Here is an 18,723-nt window from a genome sequence, read left to right as displayed (position 1 = left end):
TCCGCCGTGCGGTCGCGGCCGTAGGTGGCCAGCAGGGCCTGCGCCTCGATGGGGTCGCCCAGGACCGTGCCGGTGCCGTGCGCCTCCACCGCGTCGATGTCGGTCGGGCTCAACCGGGCGCTGTTCAAGGCCTGGTTGATGACGCGCTGCTGGGAGGGCCCGTTGGGGGCGGTGAGGCCGTTGCTGGCGCCGTCCTGGTTGACGGCGGAGCCGCGAACCACCGCGAGCACGGGGTGACCGTTGCGCTGGGCGTCCGACAGGCGCTCGACCACCAGCACGCCGACGCCCTCGCCCCAGCCGGTGCCGTCCGCGGCCTCGGCGAACGCCTTGCAACGGCCGTCGCTCGCGAGCCCCCGCTGCCTGCTGAAGTCGATGAAGGTGTCCGGCGTCGACATCACCGTCGCGCCGCCCGCGAGGGCGAGCGAGCACTCGCCGTTACGCAGCGCCTGGATCGCCCAGTGCAGTGCCACCAGCGACGACGAGCACGCCGTGTCGACCGTCACCGCCGGGCCTTCAAGACCGAGGGTGTACGAGACGCGGCCGGAGGCCACGCTGCCCAGGCTGCCGTTGCCGAGGTAGGCGTCGACCCCCTCGGGGAGGGCCGAGTTGGCGAGGCGCGAGGCGTAGTCGTGGTACATGATGCCGGTGAAGACGCCGGTGCGGCTGCCGCGCAGCGACTGGGGATCGAGCCCCGCGCGTTCCAGGGCCTCCCAGGACGCTTCCAGGAGAAGGCGCTGCTGGGGGTCGGTGGCGAGCGCCTCGCGGGGGGAGATGCGAAAGAACTCGGCGTCGAACTCCGCCGCGTCGTGCAGGAAGCCGCCCTCGATCGAGTAGGTTTTCCCGGGCTTGCCCGGCTCCGGGTCGAAGATCTCCCCGACGTTCCAGCCGCGGTCGGCGGGGAACGTCGAGACGCCGTCCCGGCCCTCGGCCAGCAACTCCCACAGCTCCTCGGGGGTGTTGACGCCGCCGGGATAGCGGCAGCTCATGCCGACGATCGCGATGGGCTCGTCGAGGGCCGCGTCGGACGACACCACGGGGGCCGCGGGCGTCGCCGGGGCCGCGCCGCCGAAGAGCTTGTCGTTCAGGTGATCGGCGAGTGCCTGCGGCGTCGGGTAGTCGAAGACGAGGGTCGCGGGCAGCCGCAGCTCCGTCACCTTGTTCAGCCGGTTGCGCAGCTCCACCGCCGACAGCGAGTCGAAGCCGATCTCGGTGAACGCCCGCCTGGGGTCCACAGCGCTCGGGCTGTCGTGGTGCAGCACCCCGGCGACATGCGTACGGACCAGCTCCAGCACCGCGCGCTCGCGCTCCGCCGCGTCCAGACCGCCCAGTCGGGTCGCGGCCTCCGGACCCGTGGCCGCCTGCGCCGCGGTGTGCGCGGTGGGCCTGGCCGGGGTTGCGGAGCGGAGGTTCGCGGTGAGCGGCTGGGTGGGGTACTGGGGGTTGATCCTGACGGGGAGGAGCGCGGGGCGGCGCGTGGTGAGGGCGGCGTCGAACCGGGAGAGGTTCTGCGCGGTGGTCAGGTGGAGGAGCGGACCGCTGTCGAGCCGGTCGAGGTCGCTCTGCGTGAGGTTGGCGGCCATGCCCTGACCGGTGTTCCACAGGCCCCAGCCGAGGGAGTGGGCCGGAAGGCCGTTCTCCCTGCGGAGGTGGGCGAGGGCGTCGAGGAAGGCGTTGGCCGCCGCGTAGTTGGCCTGTCCCGCACCGTCGAGGGTGGCGGCGGCGCTGGAGTAGAGGATGAAGTGGGTGAGGCCGAGGTGGGCCGTCGCCTGGTGCAGGTGCCAGGCGGCGTCCGCCTTGGGGGCCAGCGTGGTGTCGAGGTGGGTGGGGGTCTGGTTGGTGAGGATGGCGTCCTCGACGGTGCCCGCCGTGTGGATGACGCCCTTGAGGTGGGACAGCGCGCCCACCAGCTCGGCGACCTGGGACGGGTCGCCCACGTCGCAGGTGTGGACGGTGACGTCGGCGCCCAGGTCGGTGAGGTGCTGGGTGAGCTGGGCCGCGTTGGGTGCGGCGGGGCCCTTGCGGCTGGCGAGGGCGAGCCTCTTCACACCGTGCCGGGTGACCAGGTGCTCCGCGACGAGAGTGGCGAGTCCGCCGGTGCCGCCGGTGACGAGGAGGGTGTCCTCCGTGCCCCAGGACTCGAAACCGGTGGCCGAGGAGGCGTCGGTAGGGGCTTCGGACGGGACGCGTGCCAGCCGGGACACACGGAACGTGCCGCCCCGCAGGATGAGTTCCGGCTCACCGGCCGAGAGCGCCGCCGCGAGAGCGGGCAGCGCGGGCCGCACGCCGTCCCAGTCCAGCAGCGTGAAGCGGTCCGGGTGTTCGGCCTGCGCGGAGCGCACGAGCCCCCACACCGCGGCGCCCGCCAGGTCCACGGGTCCTTCGAGACCGTCCCTGGGGCCGACCGCTCCCCGGGTCACCACCACGAGCCGGGACGACGTGAACCGCTCATCGCCCAGCCACCGCTGAAGCGCCTCCAGCACACCGCCCGTGACCTCACGCACCCGCTCCGGCACGTCGGCGCCGTCCGCCCCCTGGGGGCAGGCCAGCACGACGACGTCCGGCACCGGTCCCGGTGCCCCGGCGAGGGCCGTCAGACCGGCGTGGGCGGTGGCACCGGCCCACTCCCACCGACCGGCCTCGGCGCCGAGCGCCGCCCACGTACCGGCGGCGGGGGCCGCTAGGGCGTGTTTCGAAAGTCCCGTCTGGCCGGGGGCGTCTGGCCCGCACGTTCGCTGCGTTGTCGGTCGTCGGCGCAGCCCGCTGCGCTCTCCTCCCTCCGCCTTGCGATCGCACGCACCAGACGCCCCCGGCCCCGCCCTGCGGGCGGACGACGCTACTTTCGAAACACGCCCTAGGTCCGCGGTGACCGGGAGTTCGTCCCACTCCACCGCGTAGAGGTGGGTGTCCGCCCCGTCGCGGGCCGCGGCGATCTGCTCGGCCGACACCGGTCGCATGGCCAATTGGCCCACCTCTGCGACGGGCCGGCCGGCCGGGTCGCTGAGGAGAAGCCGTACGCCGTCGTTGCCCGACCTGGTGATGCGCACGCGCAGCGTGGTCGCGCCGGTCGCGTGGATGGAGACGCCGCTCCATGCGAAGGGCAGCACGGTCTGCCGGCCCTGCGCGCCGCCCCCGCCGAGGTCGGTGGCGTGCAGCGCCGCGTCGAGGAGCGCCGGGTGGAGTGCGAACGCGGCCGCGTCGTCGTGCGCCTGCGCGGGCAGCGCCACCTCGGCGAAGACCTCGCCGTCCTGCTCCCAGGCGGCCTTGAGGCCCTGGAAGACGGGGCCGTAGTCATAGCCCTGGGCGGCCAGTTCGCCATAGGTGCCGTCGAGGGGGATGGGCGTGGCGCCCGGCGGCGGCCAGGCGGCCAGGGCGAAGCCGGCGCCCGGCGCCGGGGATTCGGGCGTGAGCGCGCCCGTGGCGTGCAGGGTCCACGGGGTGTCGTCCGTGGCGCCGTGCGGCCGGGAATGGATGGTGACCGAGTGGTCGGACTGCGAGGTCTGGACCCGGAGATCGGTGAACGCGTCGGACTGGAGCGCGAGCGGGGCGTGGAGGGTGAGTTCCTCGAGATGGGGCGCGCCGGTGTGGTGCCCCGCGTGCAGGGCCAGCTCCACGAAGGCGGTGCCGGGCAGCAGGGGGGTCCCCATGATCGCGTGGTCGTTCAGCCACGGGTGGCTCTGGGCGCTGATGCGGCCGGTCAGGACGGTGGTCCCGGTCCCGGGGGCGTTGATCAGCGCGCCCAGCAGGGGGTGGTCGGCGGAGATCTGCCCCAGGGTGGAGACATCGGCGCCCTCGGTGACGCTCTCCAGCCAGAAGCGCTGCCGCTGGAACGGGTACGTGGGCAGGTCGACGGGCCTGGCCGGGCCGCCGGGGTGCAGGGCGGTCCACTCGACCGGGCGGCCCAGCGTCCACAGGTGGGCCAGCGCGGTCAGGGCCTCCGGCCGCTCGGGCCTGCCCCGGCGCAGCAGCGGGACGAACCGGGCACCGCCGTCCTCCGTCAGGACCCCGGCGGCCATGGCGGTGAGGACGGCGTCGGGGCCGACCTCGAGAAAGGTGGTGACACCGTCGTCGGCGAGGGCGCGTACCCCGTCCGCGAAACGGACCGCCTCCCGGACGTGGGTGACCCAGTACTCGGGCGAGGTGATCTCGCCCGTCGTCACGGTGCGTCCGGTCACGTTCGACACGACCGGGATTTTCGGCTCGGTGTAGTCCAGCACCTGGGTGATCTGCCGGAACTCGTCCAGCATCGGTTCCATCAGGGGCGAGTGGAAGGCGTGGGAGACCTTCAGCCGGGAGGTCTTGCCGCCCTTGGCCTTCACGGTCTCCACCACTGCGTCCACCGAGGCCGCGGCGCCGGAAACGACCACTGAGCGGGGGCCGTTGACGGCGGCGATCGCCGCGTCGTCCACCCCGTCCAGCAGTTCGCGTACGTCCTTTTCGGTCGCCTGGACGGCGGCCATGACACCGCCGTCCGGGAGGGCCTGCATCAGACGGCCGCGGGCCGCCACCAGCGCGGCCGCGTCCGCGAGGGAGAGCACGCCGGCGGCGCAGGCGGCGCCGATCTCACCGATGGAGTGTCCGGCCACCACGTCGGGGCGTACTCCCCACGACTCGACGAGCCGGAACAGCGCCATCTCCACGGCGAACAGGGCAGGCTGCGCATACTCGGTGCGGTCCAGCAGGGCGGCCTCGTCCGTGCCCTCTGCCGCGAACAGCACGTCCTTCAGGGGAAGCTCGAGCTGGATGTCGAGGTGCCCGCACACCTCGTCCAAGGCGTCCGCGAACACGGGGAAGGCTTCGGCGAGTTCACGCCCCATGCCGATGCGCTGGGCGCCCTGCCCGGTGAACAGGAATGCCAGCCGGCCGCCCGCCACCCGGCCCTGGACGGTCCCCGGGGCCTCGCCGCCGTCGGCCAGGGCGCGCAGCCCCGCGAGCACTTCCTCGCGCCCGTCGGCCGGGACCACCGCGCGGTGGTCGAGCTCGGCCCTGGTGGTCGCGAGCGCCACGGCCACGTCCTCGGGGTGCGGGGCGGCGCCGGACTCCAGCAGCTCCAGCACGCCGCGCGCCTGCGCCTTCAGCGCCTCCTCGGTGCGGGCGCTGAGCACCAGCGGCAGCGCGGGGGCCTCGGCGTCCGGGCGCGCCGGGACCTCCTCGACCGCGGGCGGCTCCTCGATGATGACGTGCGCGTTGGTCCCGCTGATACCGAACGCGGAGATGCCCGCGCGGCGCGGCCTGCCGTCCGGGGTGTCCCAGGGCCTGGCCTCGGTGAGCAGTTCCACCCGGCCCGCCGACCAGTCGACGTGCGGGGTCGGGGCGTTCACATGCAGGGTCTTGGGCAGCATGCCGTGCCGCATGGCGAGCACCATCTTGATCACACTGGCCGCGCCACCGGCGGCCTGGGTGTGCCCCAGGTTGGACTTGGCCGAGCCGAGCCACAGCGGCCGCCCGGTGGGGCGCTCCTGGCCGTAGGTGGCGAGGATGGCCTGCGCCTCGATCGGGTCGCCGAGCTTGGTGCCGGTGCCGTGCGCGTCGACCGCGTCGACATCGGCCGGGCGCAGCCCCGCGTCGGCGAGCGCCTGGAGGATCAGGCGCTGCTGGGACGGGCCGTTGGGCGCCGTGAGGCCGTTGCTCGCGCCGTCCTGGTTGACGGCGGAACCGCGAACCACCGCGAGCACTCGGCGGCCGGCACGCTGGGCGTCGGAGAGGCGCTCCATGACGAAGACACCGGCGCCCTCCGCGAAGCCGGTGCCGTCCGCCGCCTCGGAGAACGCCTTGCAGCGGCCGTCGGCCGCGAGCCCGCGCTGCCTGCTGAACGCCGTGAACATGCCGGGGCTGCCCATGACGGCCACGCCGCCGACCAGGGCGAGTGAGCACTCGCCGTTCCGCAGCGCCTGGGCCGCCAGGTGCAGGGAGACGATCGAGCCCGAGCAGGCGGTGTCCACCGTCACGGCGGGGCCTTCAAGACCGAGGGTGTACGAGACCCGGCCGGACGCCACGCTCGGCGCGTTGCCGGTCATCAGATAGCCGTCGAGGCCCACCGGGGCCTGGTGGACCCGGGTGCCGTACTCGTGCACCTCGGCGCCGAAGAACACCCCGGTGCGGCTGCCGCGCAGCGAGGCCGGGTTGATGCCCGCGCGTTCCAGCGCCTCCCAGGAGGTCTCCAGGATGAGCCGCTGCTGCGGGTCCATCGCCAGCGCCTCACGCGGGCTGATCTTGAAGAAGTCGGCGTCGAACTCCGCCGCGTCGTGCAGGAAGCCGCCCTTGTCGACATACGACTTGCCCGGCTGGTCGGGGTCGGGGTCGAACATGCCGGGGACGTCCCAGCCGCGGTCGGTGGGGAAGTCGCCGAGCACCTCACGGCCTTCGGCCATCAACTCCCAGAACGCCTCGGGCGAGTCGATGCCGCCGGGGTAGTGGCAGCCGATGCCGACGATGGCGATCGGTTCGTCGTTGTCGCGCACCGTCCGCGGGATGGCGACCGCAACCGGCTCGGGCGCGATGCCGAGGGCCCTGCCGCGCACATAGCGGCCCAGCTCGACCGGGGTGGGGTGGTCGTAGACCACGGTGATCGGCAGCTCGACGCCGGTGGCCGCGACCAGACGGGCGTGCAGGTCCACCGACGACAGCGAGTCGAAGCCCAGCTCGAGGAACGGGCGTGCGGTGTCGACCGTGTCCCCGGTGTCGGGGCGGGCCCGGCGCAGCGCGGCGACGGTCTGCTCGTGCACGATCTCCAGGACCGCGCGCTCCTGCTCGGCCGGGGTCAGCCCGGTCAGCCGCTCGACCAGAGCGGACTGTGGCGTCTCGGGCGCGTTACCGGGCTCGCCACCGGACTCGGTAAGAACATTCTCGGACTCGGTCATTCGGTGCACTCCAAAATAAAATTCCGGGGCGAGGAACACGGCAGAGACGGTCGGATGGGACCGGGCATTCCCGCGGGCGGTCAGGACGGCGGGCGGTCCCCGTACAGGAACGGCTGGTCGTAACAGCGCTGTACGTAGGAGAGGGCTTCGAGCAGGTCGGACGAGGTGACGGAGCGGGTCCTGCGGCCGCCCGCGAGGCCCGCGATGGGCAGCGACCCGGTGTCGGCCCAGTGCAGCCAGCCGTGCTCGTCGATGCGGCTGCGGCAGCGGCCCGCGTTGTCCGGGTGCAGGCAGTACGGGATGTCCAGGTAGCCGCGCTTGAACGCCAGCAGCAGCGCACGGCCCAGGTCCGGGTGGCTGTTCAGCACCGCTTCGACGAGCGCGCGCGCCTCGGCGTACGTCTGCGAGTCCCGGGCCGCCTCGCGCTCCAGGGAGGCCGCGGCGGGGGAGGCGGCGCCGGTGGCGGTGCGGGCCACCCGGCCGGCGTGTTCGAGCGCGGCGACGTTCTCCGCGATCGTGGGGATGCGGCGGGACTCGGCGACCGTCTTCACGATCAGCCGCTCGGAGCCGGTGTCCACCGCCAGCTCGGCGGCCTGCCCGAGCAGCCTGAGGCAGCCCTCGGGCGTGGTGGGGTAGACACCCATGTAGGCGTAGATCACCACGTGCCAGTCCGCATCCGGCAGCAGCTCCGCGCACAGCCTGCGCAGCGCGAACACGGCCTCGCGGTCCTGCGCGCCGCTGGTCTGCTGGGCGTAGCTGACGGACACGTCGTCGATGCCGAGGCGGTGGAAGAACAGCGCTTCGAGGACGCTGACGGCGATCAGCATGCTCGGCGGGCAGAGCTGGCCCAGCATGCAGCCGCCGAAGGTCTCCAGATGCGGCCGCGCGCCCCACTCGCGCAGCTCCGCGAGCAGGGCGGTGCTCCGCTCCCAGTTGCGCATCGACTCGTCGAGGGGTGTGCGGCCGTACGGCAGGCAGTACGAGACCGGGCCGCCCTCGGTGGCGCTGAGCCCGGCCCGCATCAGGGCGACGAAGATGTCGAACGGCGCCGCCGAGCCGTGCCGCACCTGGACGGGGAAGTCGTCCGCGTGGATGCCGCGCAGCACCGAGCGGGTGGTGTCCACGTCGTGACTGACGATGGGGAAGCCATTGATGCCGATGCCCTCGCGCAGCGCCGTCTCCACGGCGGCGAGGTCCCCCACCCTGGTGAAGCTGTCCAGGGTGAGCGTGCCCACGGTGGTGGCGTCCGCGCCCTGCGTGGCGAGCAGTCCCTTACGCATCGCCACGGGGTCGCCGAAGCCCATGCGGGGCTGCACGACGAGCCGCCCGGCGCGGCTCGAGCGGCGCACGAACGCGCCGAAGTCCCCCACCAGCGGGCCGGGTCCGCCGGTGCGTGCGGGCGCGACGGGCGGGCGCACGACCCCGGTTCCGGGACGTGCGCCTGCTGGGGCAGGCATGCCGCCCGGCCCGTCCCCACGGGCCGCAGGACCGCCCGCGGCGGCGGGAGACCGACGCCGCGTGCCGTCCTGCGGTGCCGTAAAGCGATCACTCACGACAGCTCTCTCTGGGGTATGCCGCCGATGAAACGCCGGAAGGCGGCGATCTCCTGCGCGCCGTCCTCGAAGACGCTGTCGAAGCCCGCGGCGACCAGCTCCGCCGCGTGCCCGCCGTCCTCGCCGCCCGTGATGCCGAGCTGTCCGCCGATGACCGCGGGCAGGGCCCTGAGCCCGTCCTCCTGGCGCAGCTTCTTGATGAGGCGCAGACCGTCCTGGTGGCCGTGCCCGTTGACGCTGCTGAGCACGAGCATGGCCGGCGTGCGCTCCAGGCACTCCTGGATCAGCAGTTCGTCGGGCACGCACGGGCCCAGGTTGACCACGTCGTAGCCGTGTTCCTCGATCAGCAGTTGGAGGAAGACCAGGTTCCAGGTGTGCGAGTCGGACGCCAGGCCGCTCACCAGGACGGTCTCCCGGCGGCGCGCCACCTCGGCGGTGTCCTGGGTGCTCGCGGCGCCCGCCTCCTGGTCCGCCTGCGTCAGCCCCCGCGCGGAAGGCGTCATGCCCGCCCTCCACCGAGCGGCGCCCGGCCGGCCGGCGGGGCCACCTCGACCCTGCTGTGCTCGATCCGGGTCGCGGAGACCACCTCGCCACCGCGCACCAGCACCTCGGCGGGGGCGGGGCGGCCCAGGAACATCAGCAGGCTCGCGGTGGGCCCGTACGCGCCGGCGTTGGGGATGGTGAGGATGTCACCGACGCGCAGGCCCGGCAGGTCCACCTGCCGCCCGAGCACATCGCCCGGCGTGCACAGCGGCCCCACCAGGCTGGCGCTCAGGCCGGTGCCGTCCTCGATCTGCGCGGCCTGCTCGGGCCCCTCCGGCTGCACCGCGACCGGCAGCAGCCTGCCGAGGCCCGACATGCCGCCGAAGGTGTTGATCCCGGCGTCCAGGATGACGAACGTACGGCCGCGGCTCTCCTTGATGTTGACGACCCGGGTCAGCAGCACCCCGCTGTCGCCCACCAGATAGCGGCCGGACTCGCAGGCGAAGTGCACCGTGCCCTGCCGCCACTCCGGGAACATCTCGTCGAGCGCGTTCTCCAGGCGCTCGCGCAGCTTCTCGTACACCGGGCGCTCACCGGGCACCGCGTAGGGCGCAGCGAACCCGCCGCCGATGTCCACGAACCGCAGCGGCAGCCCGTGCTCGCTCTTCAGGCGCGCCGCCACCGACAGCGTGTTGCGGAACTCCCCGACCAGGCTGTCCTCGTCGGAGGCGTTGCTCAGCGGGAAGAAGTGCGCGCCCGTGATCCGGGTGCCGTTCACCGCCCGCAGCCGGGGCAGCACATCGCCCAGCGTCTCCGCGTCGATGCCGAACTGCGAGGGCCTGCCGGTCATTCTGATGCTGGTGGTGGCGCTGGCCGAGGCGCTGTTGATCCGCAGCAGGCAGTCGGCCTCGATCCCCTGCGCCACCGCGGCCGCGCCCACGTGCTCCAGGTCCGTCAGCGACTCCACGGAGAACAGCCGCACCCCGGCGGCGAGGGCGTCGCGCAGCTCGCCGTCGGTCTTGCCGGGCCCCGTGTACAGCATCTCGGCCGGGTCGAAACCGGCCTCCAGGGCGGCCGCCAGCTCCCCGAGCGAGCTGATCTCGGCGCGGCACACGCGCCCGTCGCCGCTCGCGAGCACCCGCAGGACCTCGGGGTGCGGGTTGGCCTTGACGGCGCTGAAGAGGCCGAACGGTTCGGGCAGGGCGTCCAGCAGGTCCTGCCGTGCCGCCGCGACCCGGTCCAGGTCGTACACGTACAGCGGGGTGCCGTACCGCTCGGCCAGTTCGGTGTACCGGGTCACTTCTCGCTCCCGTCGAGCAGCTCGGCGAGCTGCTTCTTCTCGCTCTTGCCATGCAGGGTCAGGGGGAACTCGCTGAGCACGCGGCAGACCGCGGGGACCTTCTGCGGTTCGAGACGGGCCGCCAGCTCCCGCAGGATCGCGGGCGGGGCCAGCTCCGACTCCACGAACAGCGCCAGGTCGTGCTTCTCGGTGGGCGGCAGCACCGCGGCCTGGCGGACCCCGGGGATGTCCATGGCGGCGGACTCGATCTCGATGGTGCTCATCCGGATGCCCTTGCGCTTGAACATGTCGTCGCGGCGGCCCTGGAAGTACAGGTAGCCATCCTCGTCGAGGCAGCCGTAGTCGCCGGTGTGCAGCCGCAGCTCGCCGGTGGGCCCGTGGCGGCGGAAGTTGCGGGCGCTCACCTCGGGGTTGCGCCAGTAGCCGGGCATCACGTGCGGGCCGACGGCGACGATCTCGCCGGGCTGCCCCGCGGGCACCGGCTCCCCGTCCTCGCCCAGGATGAGCACTCGGGTGCCGGGCAGCGGCAGGCCCACCGAGTCGGGCCGCTCGCGGTCCTCCTCCGGCGGCATGATGGAGACGCGCTTGCACTCGGTCTGGCCGAACTGCCGCACCACCCGCACCCCGGGGAACGCCTCGCGCAGCGTGTCGATCGTCGACTGGGGCAGCGCGGCACCGGTGTTGGTGAACATCCGCACCCGCGGCGTGGGCCCCTCGAAGCGGCGCGTCAGCGTGGCGATCATGGTGGCGAGCGACGGCACGATGGGGACGATCGTCGCCCCGCTGTCCCGGATGGCGCTCAGCAGCCGCAGGTCGGACTCGCCGTCGGTGAGCCTGATCTCGCTGCGGCCGACCGCGCACATCAGGACCTTGTACAGGCCGTAGTCCCAGGACATCGGGAAGCGGCAGAACACCACGTCGTCGGGCCGGTAGCCGAGCACCTCGACCATGGCGCGGGTGGCGAACGTGATCTGCGCGTGCGGGCAGATCACCGCCTTCGGCGCCGCGGTGCTGCCGGAGGTGTAGACGAGGACCGCGGGCACGTCGGGCGCCACGTCGACGGCCGACTGGGGGCGCGGGCCCCGCCCGGCGATCTTCTCCACATCGCTCCACACCCCGCCGAACGGGTGCACCGGCACGTCGGTGATGCCGCCGAACGTCTCCTGCCGCCCCTCGGAGCAGATGACCAGCGCGGGCTCCGCGTTCTCCAGTACCGAACGCAGATGGAACGCCTTCATGTTCGGGTTGAGCGGCACGAACACGACACCACGCCGGGACGCCCCGTAGAACAGGGCGGTCAGTTCCCGGTTGGTGGGGAGCTGGACGACCAGCCGGTCACCCGGGCCGAGGCCCTGCGCCGCCAGCCAGTCGGCGAAGGCGCGGCTGTACTCGTCGAGGCGGGCGTAGCTCCACCGCCCGTCGGCGTCGCTGACCGCCACCGAGGAAGGTGTGGACGCCACGGCCTCGTCCAGCAGGTGGTGGACCAGGCCGCCATGACTGTGGCCGGGCACGGGTTCCCCGTGCGCCGCGCCGGAGGTGCTGTCCAACGCTCGTCTCCTGTCAGGTCGTCGGCGTGCTGATGTCGCCAGTGGTGTCGCCAGTGGTGTCGCCGGTGCTGCCGGCGCTCTCGCCGGGTAGTGCTCTTACGGCGGCACCCAGCCGCTCGGCGGCGCGCGCCCGCAGCGCGCCGCGGTCGGTCTTCCGGTTGGAGTTGAGCGGGAACTCGTCCAGGCGCCAGTAGTGCCGCGGCGTCATGCCCATCGGCAGGACCTCGCGGAGCTGCCGGGCGAAGGCGGCGGCGGGTACCTCGCGGCCGGTGTAGAACACGACGAGTTCGGTGCCCGACGCACCGGCCACGTCGACCGTGACCGCCTCCGTGACGCCCTCGCAGCCGCGCAGCGCGTGGTCGATCTCCGGCAGCTCCACGCGCCAGCCCGCGATCTGCACCTGGGAGTCGAGCCGCCCCAGATAGGCGAGTTCACCGCTGCCGCCGATCCTGCGGACCCGGTCGCCGGTGCGGTACCAGGTGCGCTCGTCGTGTTCGAGGAAGCGGCCCGCGTCGTCCGCGGCGTCCAGGTAGCCGCGCGTCATCTGCGGCCCCGTCACGCACAGCTCGCCCTCGTCCGCCGCGGGACGGCCGTCCGCACCGAGCAGGAGGTGGTCGTGCCCCGCGTTGACGTGGCCGATCGGCACCACACCGTTCACCGCGATCCGGGCGGAGTGCACCTCCTCCCAGCGGTGCGCGGCGATCGTGATCGTCAACTCGGTGGGCCCGTAAAGGTTCTCCAGTACGGAGCCGGGTGCGGCCGTCTGCCAGTCCGCCGCGTCCTGGCAGGTCAGCGCCTCACCGGCGAAGAAGCTCCAGCGCAGCCCGGGCAGCGCGCCCGCGGCGAGCCCGCCGAGGCGGCGCACCAGCGGGATCGCGCTGGGCGTGGAGAACCACACCGTCATCCGGTTCTCCGCCGCGAACGCGGGCAGCTCCCGGTACGCGCCGGGCGGCGCCCACAGCGCGGTGGCCCCGGCGCCCCAGGCGCAGAACAGGTCGAACATGGCGCAGTCGAAGTTGAGGTCGAACGTCTGCGAGAAGACGTCGTCCGGGCTGAAGTCGTAGCGCTCGTCCTGCAGGCGGAAGTAGTGCGCCGCGCTGCCGTGGCTGATCGGCACCCCCTTGGGCCGCCCCGTGGAGCCCGAGGTGAACAGCACGTACGCCGTGTCCGCCGCCCGCACCGGGCGCGGCGCGACGAGCGCGCCCGCCGTCGCGGGCACGATCCGCTCGACGCCCGGGTGCGCGCCGGGCGGGCAGCCGGGCGCGAGGACGGGCAACGGCGCGTCGGGGTCGCCCAGGTCGAACGGCCGCTCGCCGTCGGGGCCCGGGGCCATCAGCTCGGGCAACTGCGTCCAGCCCGCGGTGTCCGCGACGACCGCGGACACCTGGGCGGAGCGCATCATGCGCCGCGTGCGCGCCGGGGGGAAGCCCGGCTGCAGCGGCACCACCGTGGCGCCCGCGTACAGACCGGCGAGGATGCCGACATACGCGTCGATCCCCTTCGCCGCCAGCACCGCCACGGTGCCGGGCGGCTTGCGCACCGCCTGCAGCAGCGCACCGGCCCAGACAAGCGCCCGCTCGTGCGCCTGCTCGTATGTGATCGACTCGGTCCCGACCCGCACCGCATCGTTTCGCGGTGCGAGGTCGACTCCGCGCAGAAAACGCTCGTGCAGCGCCAATCCCATGGCTGAGTCCACCGCTCCTCCTTCGATGCTCACTGCTCGTCGCTCACGGCCCCGGAGGACGCGGACTCAGGCGGCCTGCTCCGCGACGAGTCCGGACATCACCTTCCACAGCACGGCAGGGGTCTGGAACGTCTCCTTGCCGAGCGCGTCGTCCTGGAAGCGCACGTCGTACACGTTCTCCAGGGCCGCGAGCAGCTCGACTATGCCGAGCGAGTCAAGGCCCAGGTCGCGCAGCGTGGCGTCCTCGGCGAGCGGTTCGTCGGCGCCGAGGAACGGCAGGAAACTGCGCAGTAGGTCCTCGAACTTCTTGTCCCACATGGTGAGTTGCCTTTCGGAAGAGGTGAGCGGGGGTGAGGTTGGGGTGTGAGGTGGTGGGAGCGGGGGAGGGGCCGGGCGGCCGGCGTCGGTGGCCGGTCAGGCGCGGGCGGGCCGCGGCCTCGGCTGGAGCGCGAAGCGCGGGGTGACCGGCACGACCTCGAAGTTGGCCGTCGTACGCCGCACCCGGCCGAAGAGGCTGTCCTGACCCGCCACGCACACGGTGCCGATCCCGGCCCCGCGCAGCGCGTCGACGACGGCGGGCCACCGCATCGGGCGGACACAACTGTCCAGCAGCATGGCGCGCACCCCCTCGCCGGTGGTAATCAGCGAGCCGTCCTGGTCTGCGACCACCGGGACGCGCGGCGTCGCGTAGCTGAGCGTCCCGAAGACCTCCTCCTCGGCGCGCTCGCGCAGCCCCCCGAACAGGGAACAGTGCATCGGGGGCCGCATCGAGTACAGCGACATGCCGCCCAGCGAACGCAGCTTGGCGGGCAGCCATTCGAGATTGTGCTCGCGCAGCGTCAGCATGTAGAAGTCGTCATCGATGTAGCAGGAGATCTCGTACTTCTCCTCGCGCTCGTCGAGCTCCGCGAGCACCTCGCGCAGCTTCTCCTCGGGCACCCGGACGAACGAGTGGGTGACCAGGTCCTTGAACTCGGTGCTGAAGTAGTCGTCGAGCAGCCGGGCGAACCGGGCCGTGGCCAGGACGGCTTCGGAGAAGTCCAGCGCACCGCAGTACGCCGCCGCGGGCTTCTCGCCGAAGCTCGGCCCGGCGCACAGCGCGGCCTCGACACCCAGCGTGTGCTCCGACCACCGGGCCAGCGCAAGGGAGTTGAGCATGAAGGCGACCTGGGCATACTCGCTGTAGTCGCCCTCGGTCTGCCGGTAGCGGTCGACGAGCGAGTACCCCAGCACCTTGTCGGCCTCGGCGACCAGCCTCCGTGCGAAGGGGTTGATGACCATGAACTTGCCGACGTCCGAGAAGGGGGTCGGCCCCATGCCGGGGAAGATCATCGCGGTGCCGGTCCGGGCTTCGGTGGTCATGGCACGGTCCCTTCGAGACATCGGGGCGTACAGGTGGTGACAGGGGTGGGGGACGGGCACGGGCGCCGAGGACCGGTACCCGTCCGCCGGGGTGTGCCGGCCGGGTCCCGCGAGCCCCGCGGAGACCCGGCCGGCACGGCCTACTCCTCGGGGGCGAGCAGCGCGCCGGTGCGGGAGTCGTGCACCGTGATCGCGGACACCGGGCAGGTCTCCGCGGCGTCGAGCGCCGCCTTGTCCGGCTCGGCGGTCGACACCCGCGGCGAGGACTTGCCCGCCTTCAACTCGAAGAGATCCGGGGCGTAGTTGGCGCAGACCGAGGCGCCGATGCAGGCCGTTCGGTCGACGGCGATGGTCCAGTCGCTCACCACGCCACCCGCAGGCTCCGCGGGCCACGCACCAGCATTCCCTGCTTCCACACGACGCCGTCGGCGCCGTCGGCGAAGTCCAGGGTGGGGAAGCGCTCGATGAGGACGCTCAGCACGCTCTGGAGCTCCATCCGGGCGAGCTGCGCACCCAGGCAGTGGTGCGGGCCGTGGCCGAAGCCGATGTGCGGGTTGTGCTCGCGGGTCAGGTCCAGCTTGTCGGGGTTCTCGAAAATATCGGGGTCTCGGTTGGCGGAGGCCACCGAGCCCAGCACCGGCTCGCCCTTCTTCACCGTGACATCGCCGAACTGCACGTCCTCCAGGGCGTACCTCGCGAACATCGCCGAGTAGTTCAGCGGAATCCAGCGCACCAGCTCCTCGACCGCCTGCGGCACCAACTGGGGGTTTTCGCAGAGCAGTTCCCACTGGTCGCGGTGGGTCAGCAGGGCGTAGAGGAAGTTGGGTATCTGCGAGGCGGTGGTCTCGGTGCCGGTGATGAGCAGCCCACCGGTCACGTTCATGACCAGCTCCTGCTCGCTGAGCCGGTCGCCGTCCTCGTCGCGGGTCTTCACCAGCGCCCCGAGCAGGTCGTCGGTGGGGTTGCGGCGCCGCTCCGCGATCAGCGAGCCGATGTAGGCGAACAGCTCCTTGGCGTTGCTCTCGATCTCCTCGTACGGCAGCGCCGTGGTGGACACCATCGCCTCGGACCAGCCGCGCAGCTTCGCGCGGTCGGCCTCCGGTACGCCCAGCATCTCCGAGATCACGGTCACCGGCACGGTGATGGCGAAGTTGTCCACCATCTCGAACGGGCCGCCCTGCTCGACCATGGTGTCGGCCAGGCCCTCCACGATCCGCCGGGTGTCGGAGCGCATCAGCTCCACCCGGCGGGCCGTGAACGCCTTGGCGACCAGCTTCCGCAGCCGGGCGTGGTCCGGCGCGTCCATGCCGACCAGGCCGTCGTCCAGGTTCTCGGTGGAGTGCGTGCGCGGCTGGTCGCGCGTCCTGGCCATGGCCCGGCTGAAACGCGGGTCGGCGAGCACCGTGCGCACGTCGTGGTAGCGCGTGGCCAGCCAGGCCGGTTCACCGATCGGTAACTGAACACGGCTCAGCGGTTCTTCCGCACGCAGCTTGGCGTACATCGGGTCGAGTTCAAGCCGGTTCGGTTCGCTGAATGGATATGCGCGAACCTCCTGAGCAGCGGTCACCCGCGCGCCCCTTCCTTCAGATGAACGAGTTCTCTAGTTTTCCGTTTTCTTTATTTCACGAAGGAATTCGCTCAACACCGAGATGAATTTTTCTGGCTCTTCGAGGTGCGGCATATGGCTCGAGTTCTCGAAGATTTCCCAGCGGGCCTTCGCGATGCCGTCGAAGTACGGTTGCACGGTGGCCGGAGTGGCCTCGTCGTAACGCCCGCTCAGTAACAGCGTCGGAACGTTGATTTTCGGCAGGACGTCTTCGACGGACCAGTCCTTCAGGCTTCCGATGACATGGAATTCATTGGGCCCGTTCATGGCGTGGTAGACGGTCGGATCGTCGTTGATCTCCATGAACGTGGCCAGGTAGTCCCGCGGCCACGGAAGAACACGGCACACGTGCCGGTCGTAGAAGACCCGCATGGCCGCGAAGTACTCCTCGGTGTCCGTGGTGCCCGCGGCCTCGTGCCGCAGCAGCGTCGCCTGCACGTCCGGCGGCAACTGCTCCCTGAGGACCTTCATCTCCTGGAGCCACAGAGGCATCGACGCGGGCGAGTTGGCGATCACCAGGCCCCGCAGCCCCGCCGGGCGGTCCCCGGCGTGGGAGGCGGCCAGCATCCCGCCCCAGGACTGCCCGAACAGGACGTAGTCGTCGCGGATCCCCAGGTGTCCGAGCAGGTTGTCCAGCTCGTCCCGGAAGAGCCTCACGGTCCAGAAGTCCGTCCCCTTGTCCGGGAGCCGGGTCGAGCCGCCGTTGCCCAACTGGTCGTAGTGGACGACCGGCCAGCCGGCGTCCGCGAGCGCCGTCATGCTCAGCAGGTAGTCGTGCGTGCTGCCGGGGCCGCCGTGCAGGACGACGACGGGCGGCAGCCCACAGTGCAGATCACCGGTGACGCGGTACCAGGTCCCGTAATCGCCGAAAGGGGCGGTTCCCTTGACGGACGGTATCGACGGCATGTTCCCCCCACCCCAGGTCAATGTTCCGCAGTCTCAACGCAGGGAACGCTATAGCAGCGCCGGTGGCTGGGCAGACCCCTAGCAGCCCCTATGAGCCCTTAGCCGACTGAGTTCCGTGCCATCCTCCGAATACGGTCCGCGGCGAGTGGCGATCAAGTCGGGACCGCCTCCTTTTTAATCCCCTAGGGGATCCTGCGCGTTTGCGTAGGGGCTGCTGACCGGCGCCGCCGGTAGGGGTGACTAGGGGGGCCTATGGGTGGTCGGCGGTTCTGGGGCGCCCGTAGCGTTCGGACGGACATTCCGAACGGGTTCAGGGGGTTCCTGGGTGGAAAACGAGAAGAAGCTTCTCGACTACCTCAAGCGAGCGACGGCTGACCTCAGGGAAGCGCGTCGCCAGTTGCGCGAAGTCGAGCGCAGGGACCATGAACCCATCGCGATCGTCGGCATGAGCTGCCGCTATCCCGGCGGGGTCACGTCCCCCGACGAGCTGTGGCGACTGCTGGCGGCGGGACGGGACGGCATCGGGGAATTCCCCGCCGAACGCGGCTGGGACATCGCGCGGTTGTACGACCCCGATCCCGACCAGCCGGGAAAGACGTATGCCCGCGAGGGCGGTTTCCTCCGTGACGCTACCGCGTTCGACGCCGAGTTCTTCGGAATCGGCCCCCGTGAGGCGCTGGCGATGGACCCGCAGCAGCGCCTTCTGCTGGAGGCGTCCTGGGAGGCCCTGGAGCGCGCGGGGCTGGACCCGCACGCACTGCGCGGCAGCCAGACCGGTGTCTTCGCCGGAGTGATGTACCACGACTACGCCTCGCGTCTGTCCGCCATCCCCGACGAGGTGGACGGCTACATCGGCAACGGCAACTCCGGCAGCGTGGTCTCCGGCCGCGTCTCGTACACCCTCGGCCTCGAAGGCCCGGCGGTGACGGTGGACACGGCGTGCTCGTCGTCGCTGGTGGCGCTGCATCTGGCCGCCCAGGCACTGCGTAACGGTGAGTGCTCGCTCGCCCTCGCGGGCGGTGTCACCGTCATGTCGGCCCCCGATACCTTCACCGAGTTCAGCAGGCAGCGGGGGCTCGCCGCCGACGGCCGCTGCAAGGCGTTCGCCGAGGCCGCGGACGGCACCGGCTGGGGCGAGGGCGTCGGCGTGCTGGTGATCGAGCGCCTGTCGGACGCACAGCGCAACGGTCACCGGGTGCTGGGCGTGGTGCGCGGCAGTGCCGTCAACCAGGACGGCGCCAGCAGCAGCCTCACGGCCCCCAACGGCCCCTCCCAGCAGCGCGTCATCCGCGCCGCGCTGGCGGACGCGGGGCTGCGGCCCGGCGACGTGGACGCGGTGGAGGCGCACGGCACCGGCACGGTCCTGGGCGACCCCATCGAGGCGCAGGCCCTGCTGGCCACCTACGGCCGCGACCGCACGGCGGA

Annotated in this window: 12 protein-coding genes; 1 reads left to right on the top strand and 11 read right to left on the bottom strand. The window is 72.1% G+C overall.

Annotated features, from left to right (window positions below):
- The 11 genes from ACH4EW_RS31910 to ACH4EW_RS31860 form a co-directional block, all read right to left on the bottom strand.
- Positions 1–6,857 (bottom strand): SDR family NAD(P)-dependent oxidoreductase (locus ACH4EW_RS31910; RefSeq protein WP_398262971.1); only part of this gene is annotated, 6,857 nt, incomplete at its 3' end.
- Positions 6,858–6,937: 80 nt separating this feature from the next.
- Positions 6,938–8,275 (bottom strand): methylaspartate mutase, encoded by a 1,338-nt coding sequence (locus ACH4EW_RS31905; RefSeq protein ID WP_398262969.1) that lies wholly within the window; start codon positions 8,273–8,275, stop codon positions 6,938–6,940.
- A 131-nt stretch (positions 8,276–8,406) separates the two neighbouring features.
- The gene (locus ACH4EW_RS31900; RefSeq protein WP_398262967.1) at positions 8,407–8,913 is read right to left on the bottom strand and encodes a cobalamin B12-binding domain-containing protein; all 507 of its coding nucleotides are present in this window, start codon (positions 8,911–8,913) and stop codon (positions 8,407–8,409) included.
- On the bottom strand, positions 8,910–10,193 hold the full coding sequence (locus tag ACH4EW_RS31895) for a type III PLP-dependent enzyme (RefSeq protein ID WP_398262965.1): 1,284 nt from the start codon (positions 10,191–10,193) through the stop codon (positions 8,910–8,912). Before ACH4EW_RS31895 ends, ACH4EW_RS31900 begins: the two co-directional genes overlap by 4 nt.
- Entirely contained in the window at positions 10,190–11,740 is a 1,551-nt protein-coding gene (locus ACH4EW_RS31890; RefSeq protein WP_398262963.1) for an AMP-binding protein, read from the bottom strand. Before ACH4EW_RS31890 ends, ACH4EW_RS31895 begins: the two co-directional genes overlap by 4 nt.
- A 13-nt stretch (positions 11,741–11,753) precedes the next feature.
- Positions 11,754–13,424 carry an AMP-binding protein gene (locus ACH4EW_RS31885; protein WP_398262973.1) on the bottom strand — a complete coding sequence of 557 codons (1,671 nt, stop codon included), beginning with the start codon at positions 13,422–13,424 and terminating at the stop codon, positions 11,754–11,756.
- 66 nt (positions 13,425–13,490) lie between these two features.
- Positions 13,491–13,742 carry a phosphopantetheine-binding protein gene (locus tag ACH4EW_RS31880; RefSeq protein ID WP_398262961.1) on the bottom strand — a complete coding sequence of 84 codons (252 nt, stop codon included), beginning with the start codon at positions 13,740–13,742 and terminating at the stop codon, positions 13,491–13,493.
- A 96-nt stretch (positions 13,743–13,838) separates the two neighbouring features.
- Positions 13,839–14,786, bottom strand: a complete 948-nt coding sequence (locus ACH4EW_RS31875) for an ACP S-malonyltransferase (RefSeq protein WP_398262959.1) — start codon at positions 14,784–14,786, stop codon at positions 13,839–13,841.
- A gap of 140 nt (positions 14,787–14,926) precedes the next feature.
- Entirely contained in the window at positions 14,927–15,151 is a 225-nt protein-coding gene (locus ACH4EW_RS31870) for a ferredoxin (RefSeq protein WP_398262957.1), read from the bottom strand.
- Positions 15,148–16,353, bottom strand: coding sequence for a cytochrome P450 (locus ACH4EW_RS31865; RefSeq protein WP_398262955.1), 1,206 nt, complete (start codon positions 16,351–16,353; stop codon positions 15,148–15,150). The genes ACH4EW_RS31870 and ACH4EW_RS31865 overlap by 4 nt, the downstream gene beginning before the upstream one ends.
- Before the next feature lie 33 nt (positions 16,354–16,386).
- Positions 16,387–17,298: a proline iminopeptidase-family hydrolase gene (locus ACH4EW_RS31860; protein ID WP_398262953.1), complete on the bottom strand. Its 912-nt coding sequence runs from the start codon at positions 17,296–17,298 to the stop codon at positions 16,387–16,389.
- Positions 17,299–17,623: 325 nt separating this feature from the next.
- Between ACH4EW_RS31860 and ACH4EW_RS31855 the strand changes: the two genes are divergently transcribed.
- The coding region (locus tag ACH4EW_RS31855; RefSeq protein ID WP_398262951.1) for a beta-ketoacyl synthase N-terminal-like domain-containing protein at positions 17,624–18,723 on the top strand (1,100 nt) is incomplete at its 3' end.

This window comes from Streptomyces sp. NPDC018000 (genome assembly GCF_044328025.1).
In the GTDB taxonomy this organism is placed as follows: Bacteria; Actinomycetota; Actinomycetes; order Streptomycetales; family Streptomycetaceae; genus Streptomyces.
This window is presented reverse-complemented; position numbering and strand designations above follow the sequence as displayed.

Excerpts from the sequence above, each read along its gene's own strand:
- ACH4EW_RS31900 (WP_398262967.1), bottom strand. The coding sequence starts at position 8,913 with ATGACGCCTTCCGCGCGGGGGCTGACGCAGGCGGACCAGGAGGCGGGC.
- ACH4EW_RS31860 (WP_398262953.1), bottom strand. The coding sequence starts at position 17,298 with ATGCCGTCGATACCGTCCGTCAAGGGAACCGCCCCTTTCGGCGATTAC.
- ACH4EW_RS31885 (WP_398262973.1), bottom strand. The coding sequence starts at position 13,424 with ATGGGATTGGCGCTGCACGAGCGTTTTCTGCGCGGAGTCGACCTCGCA.
- ACH4EW_RS31875 (WP_398262959.1), bottom strand. The coding sequence starts at position 14,786 with ATGACCACCGAAGCCCGGACCGGCACCGCGATGATCTTCCCCGGCATG.
- ACH4EW_RS31880 (WP_398262961.1), bottom strand. The coding sequence starts at position 13,742 with ATGTGGGACAAGAAGTTCGAGGACCTACTGCGCAGTTTCCTGCCGTTC.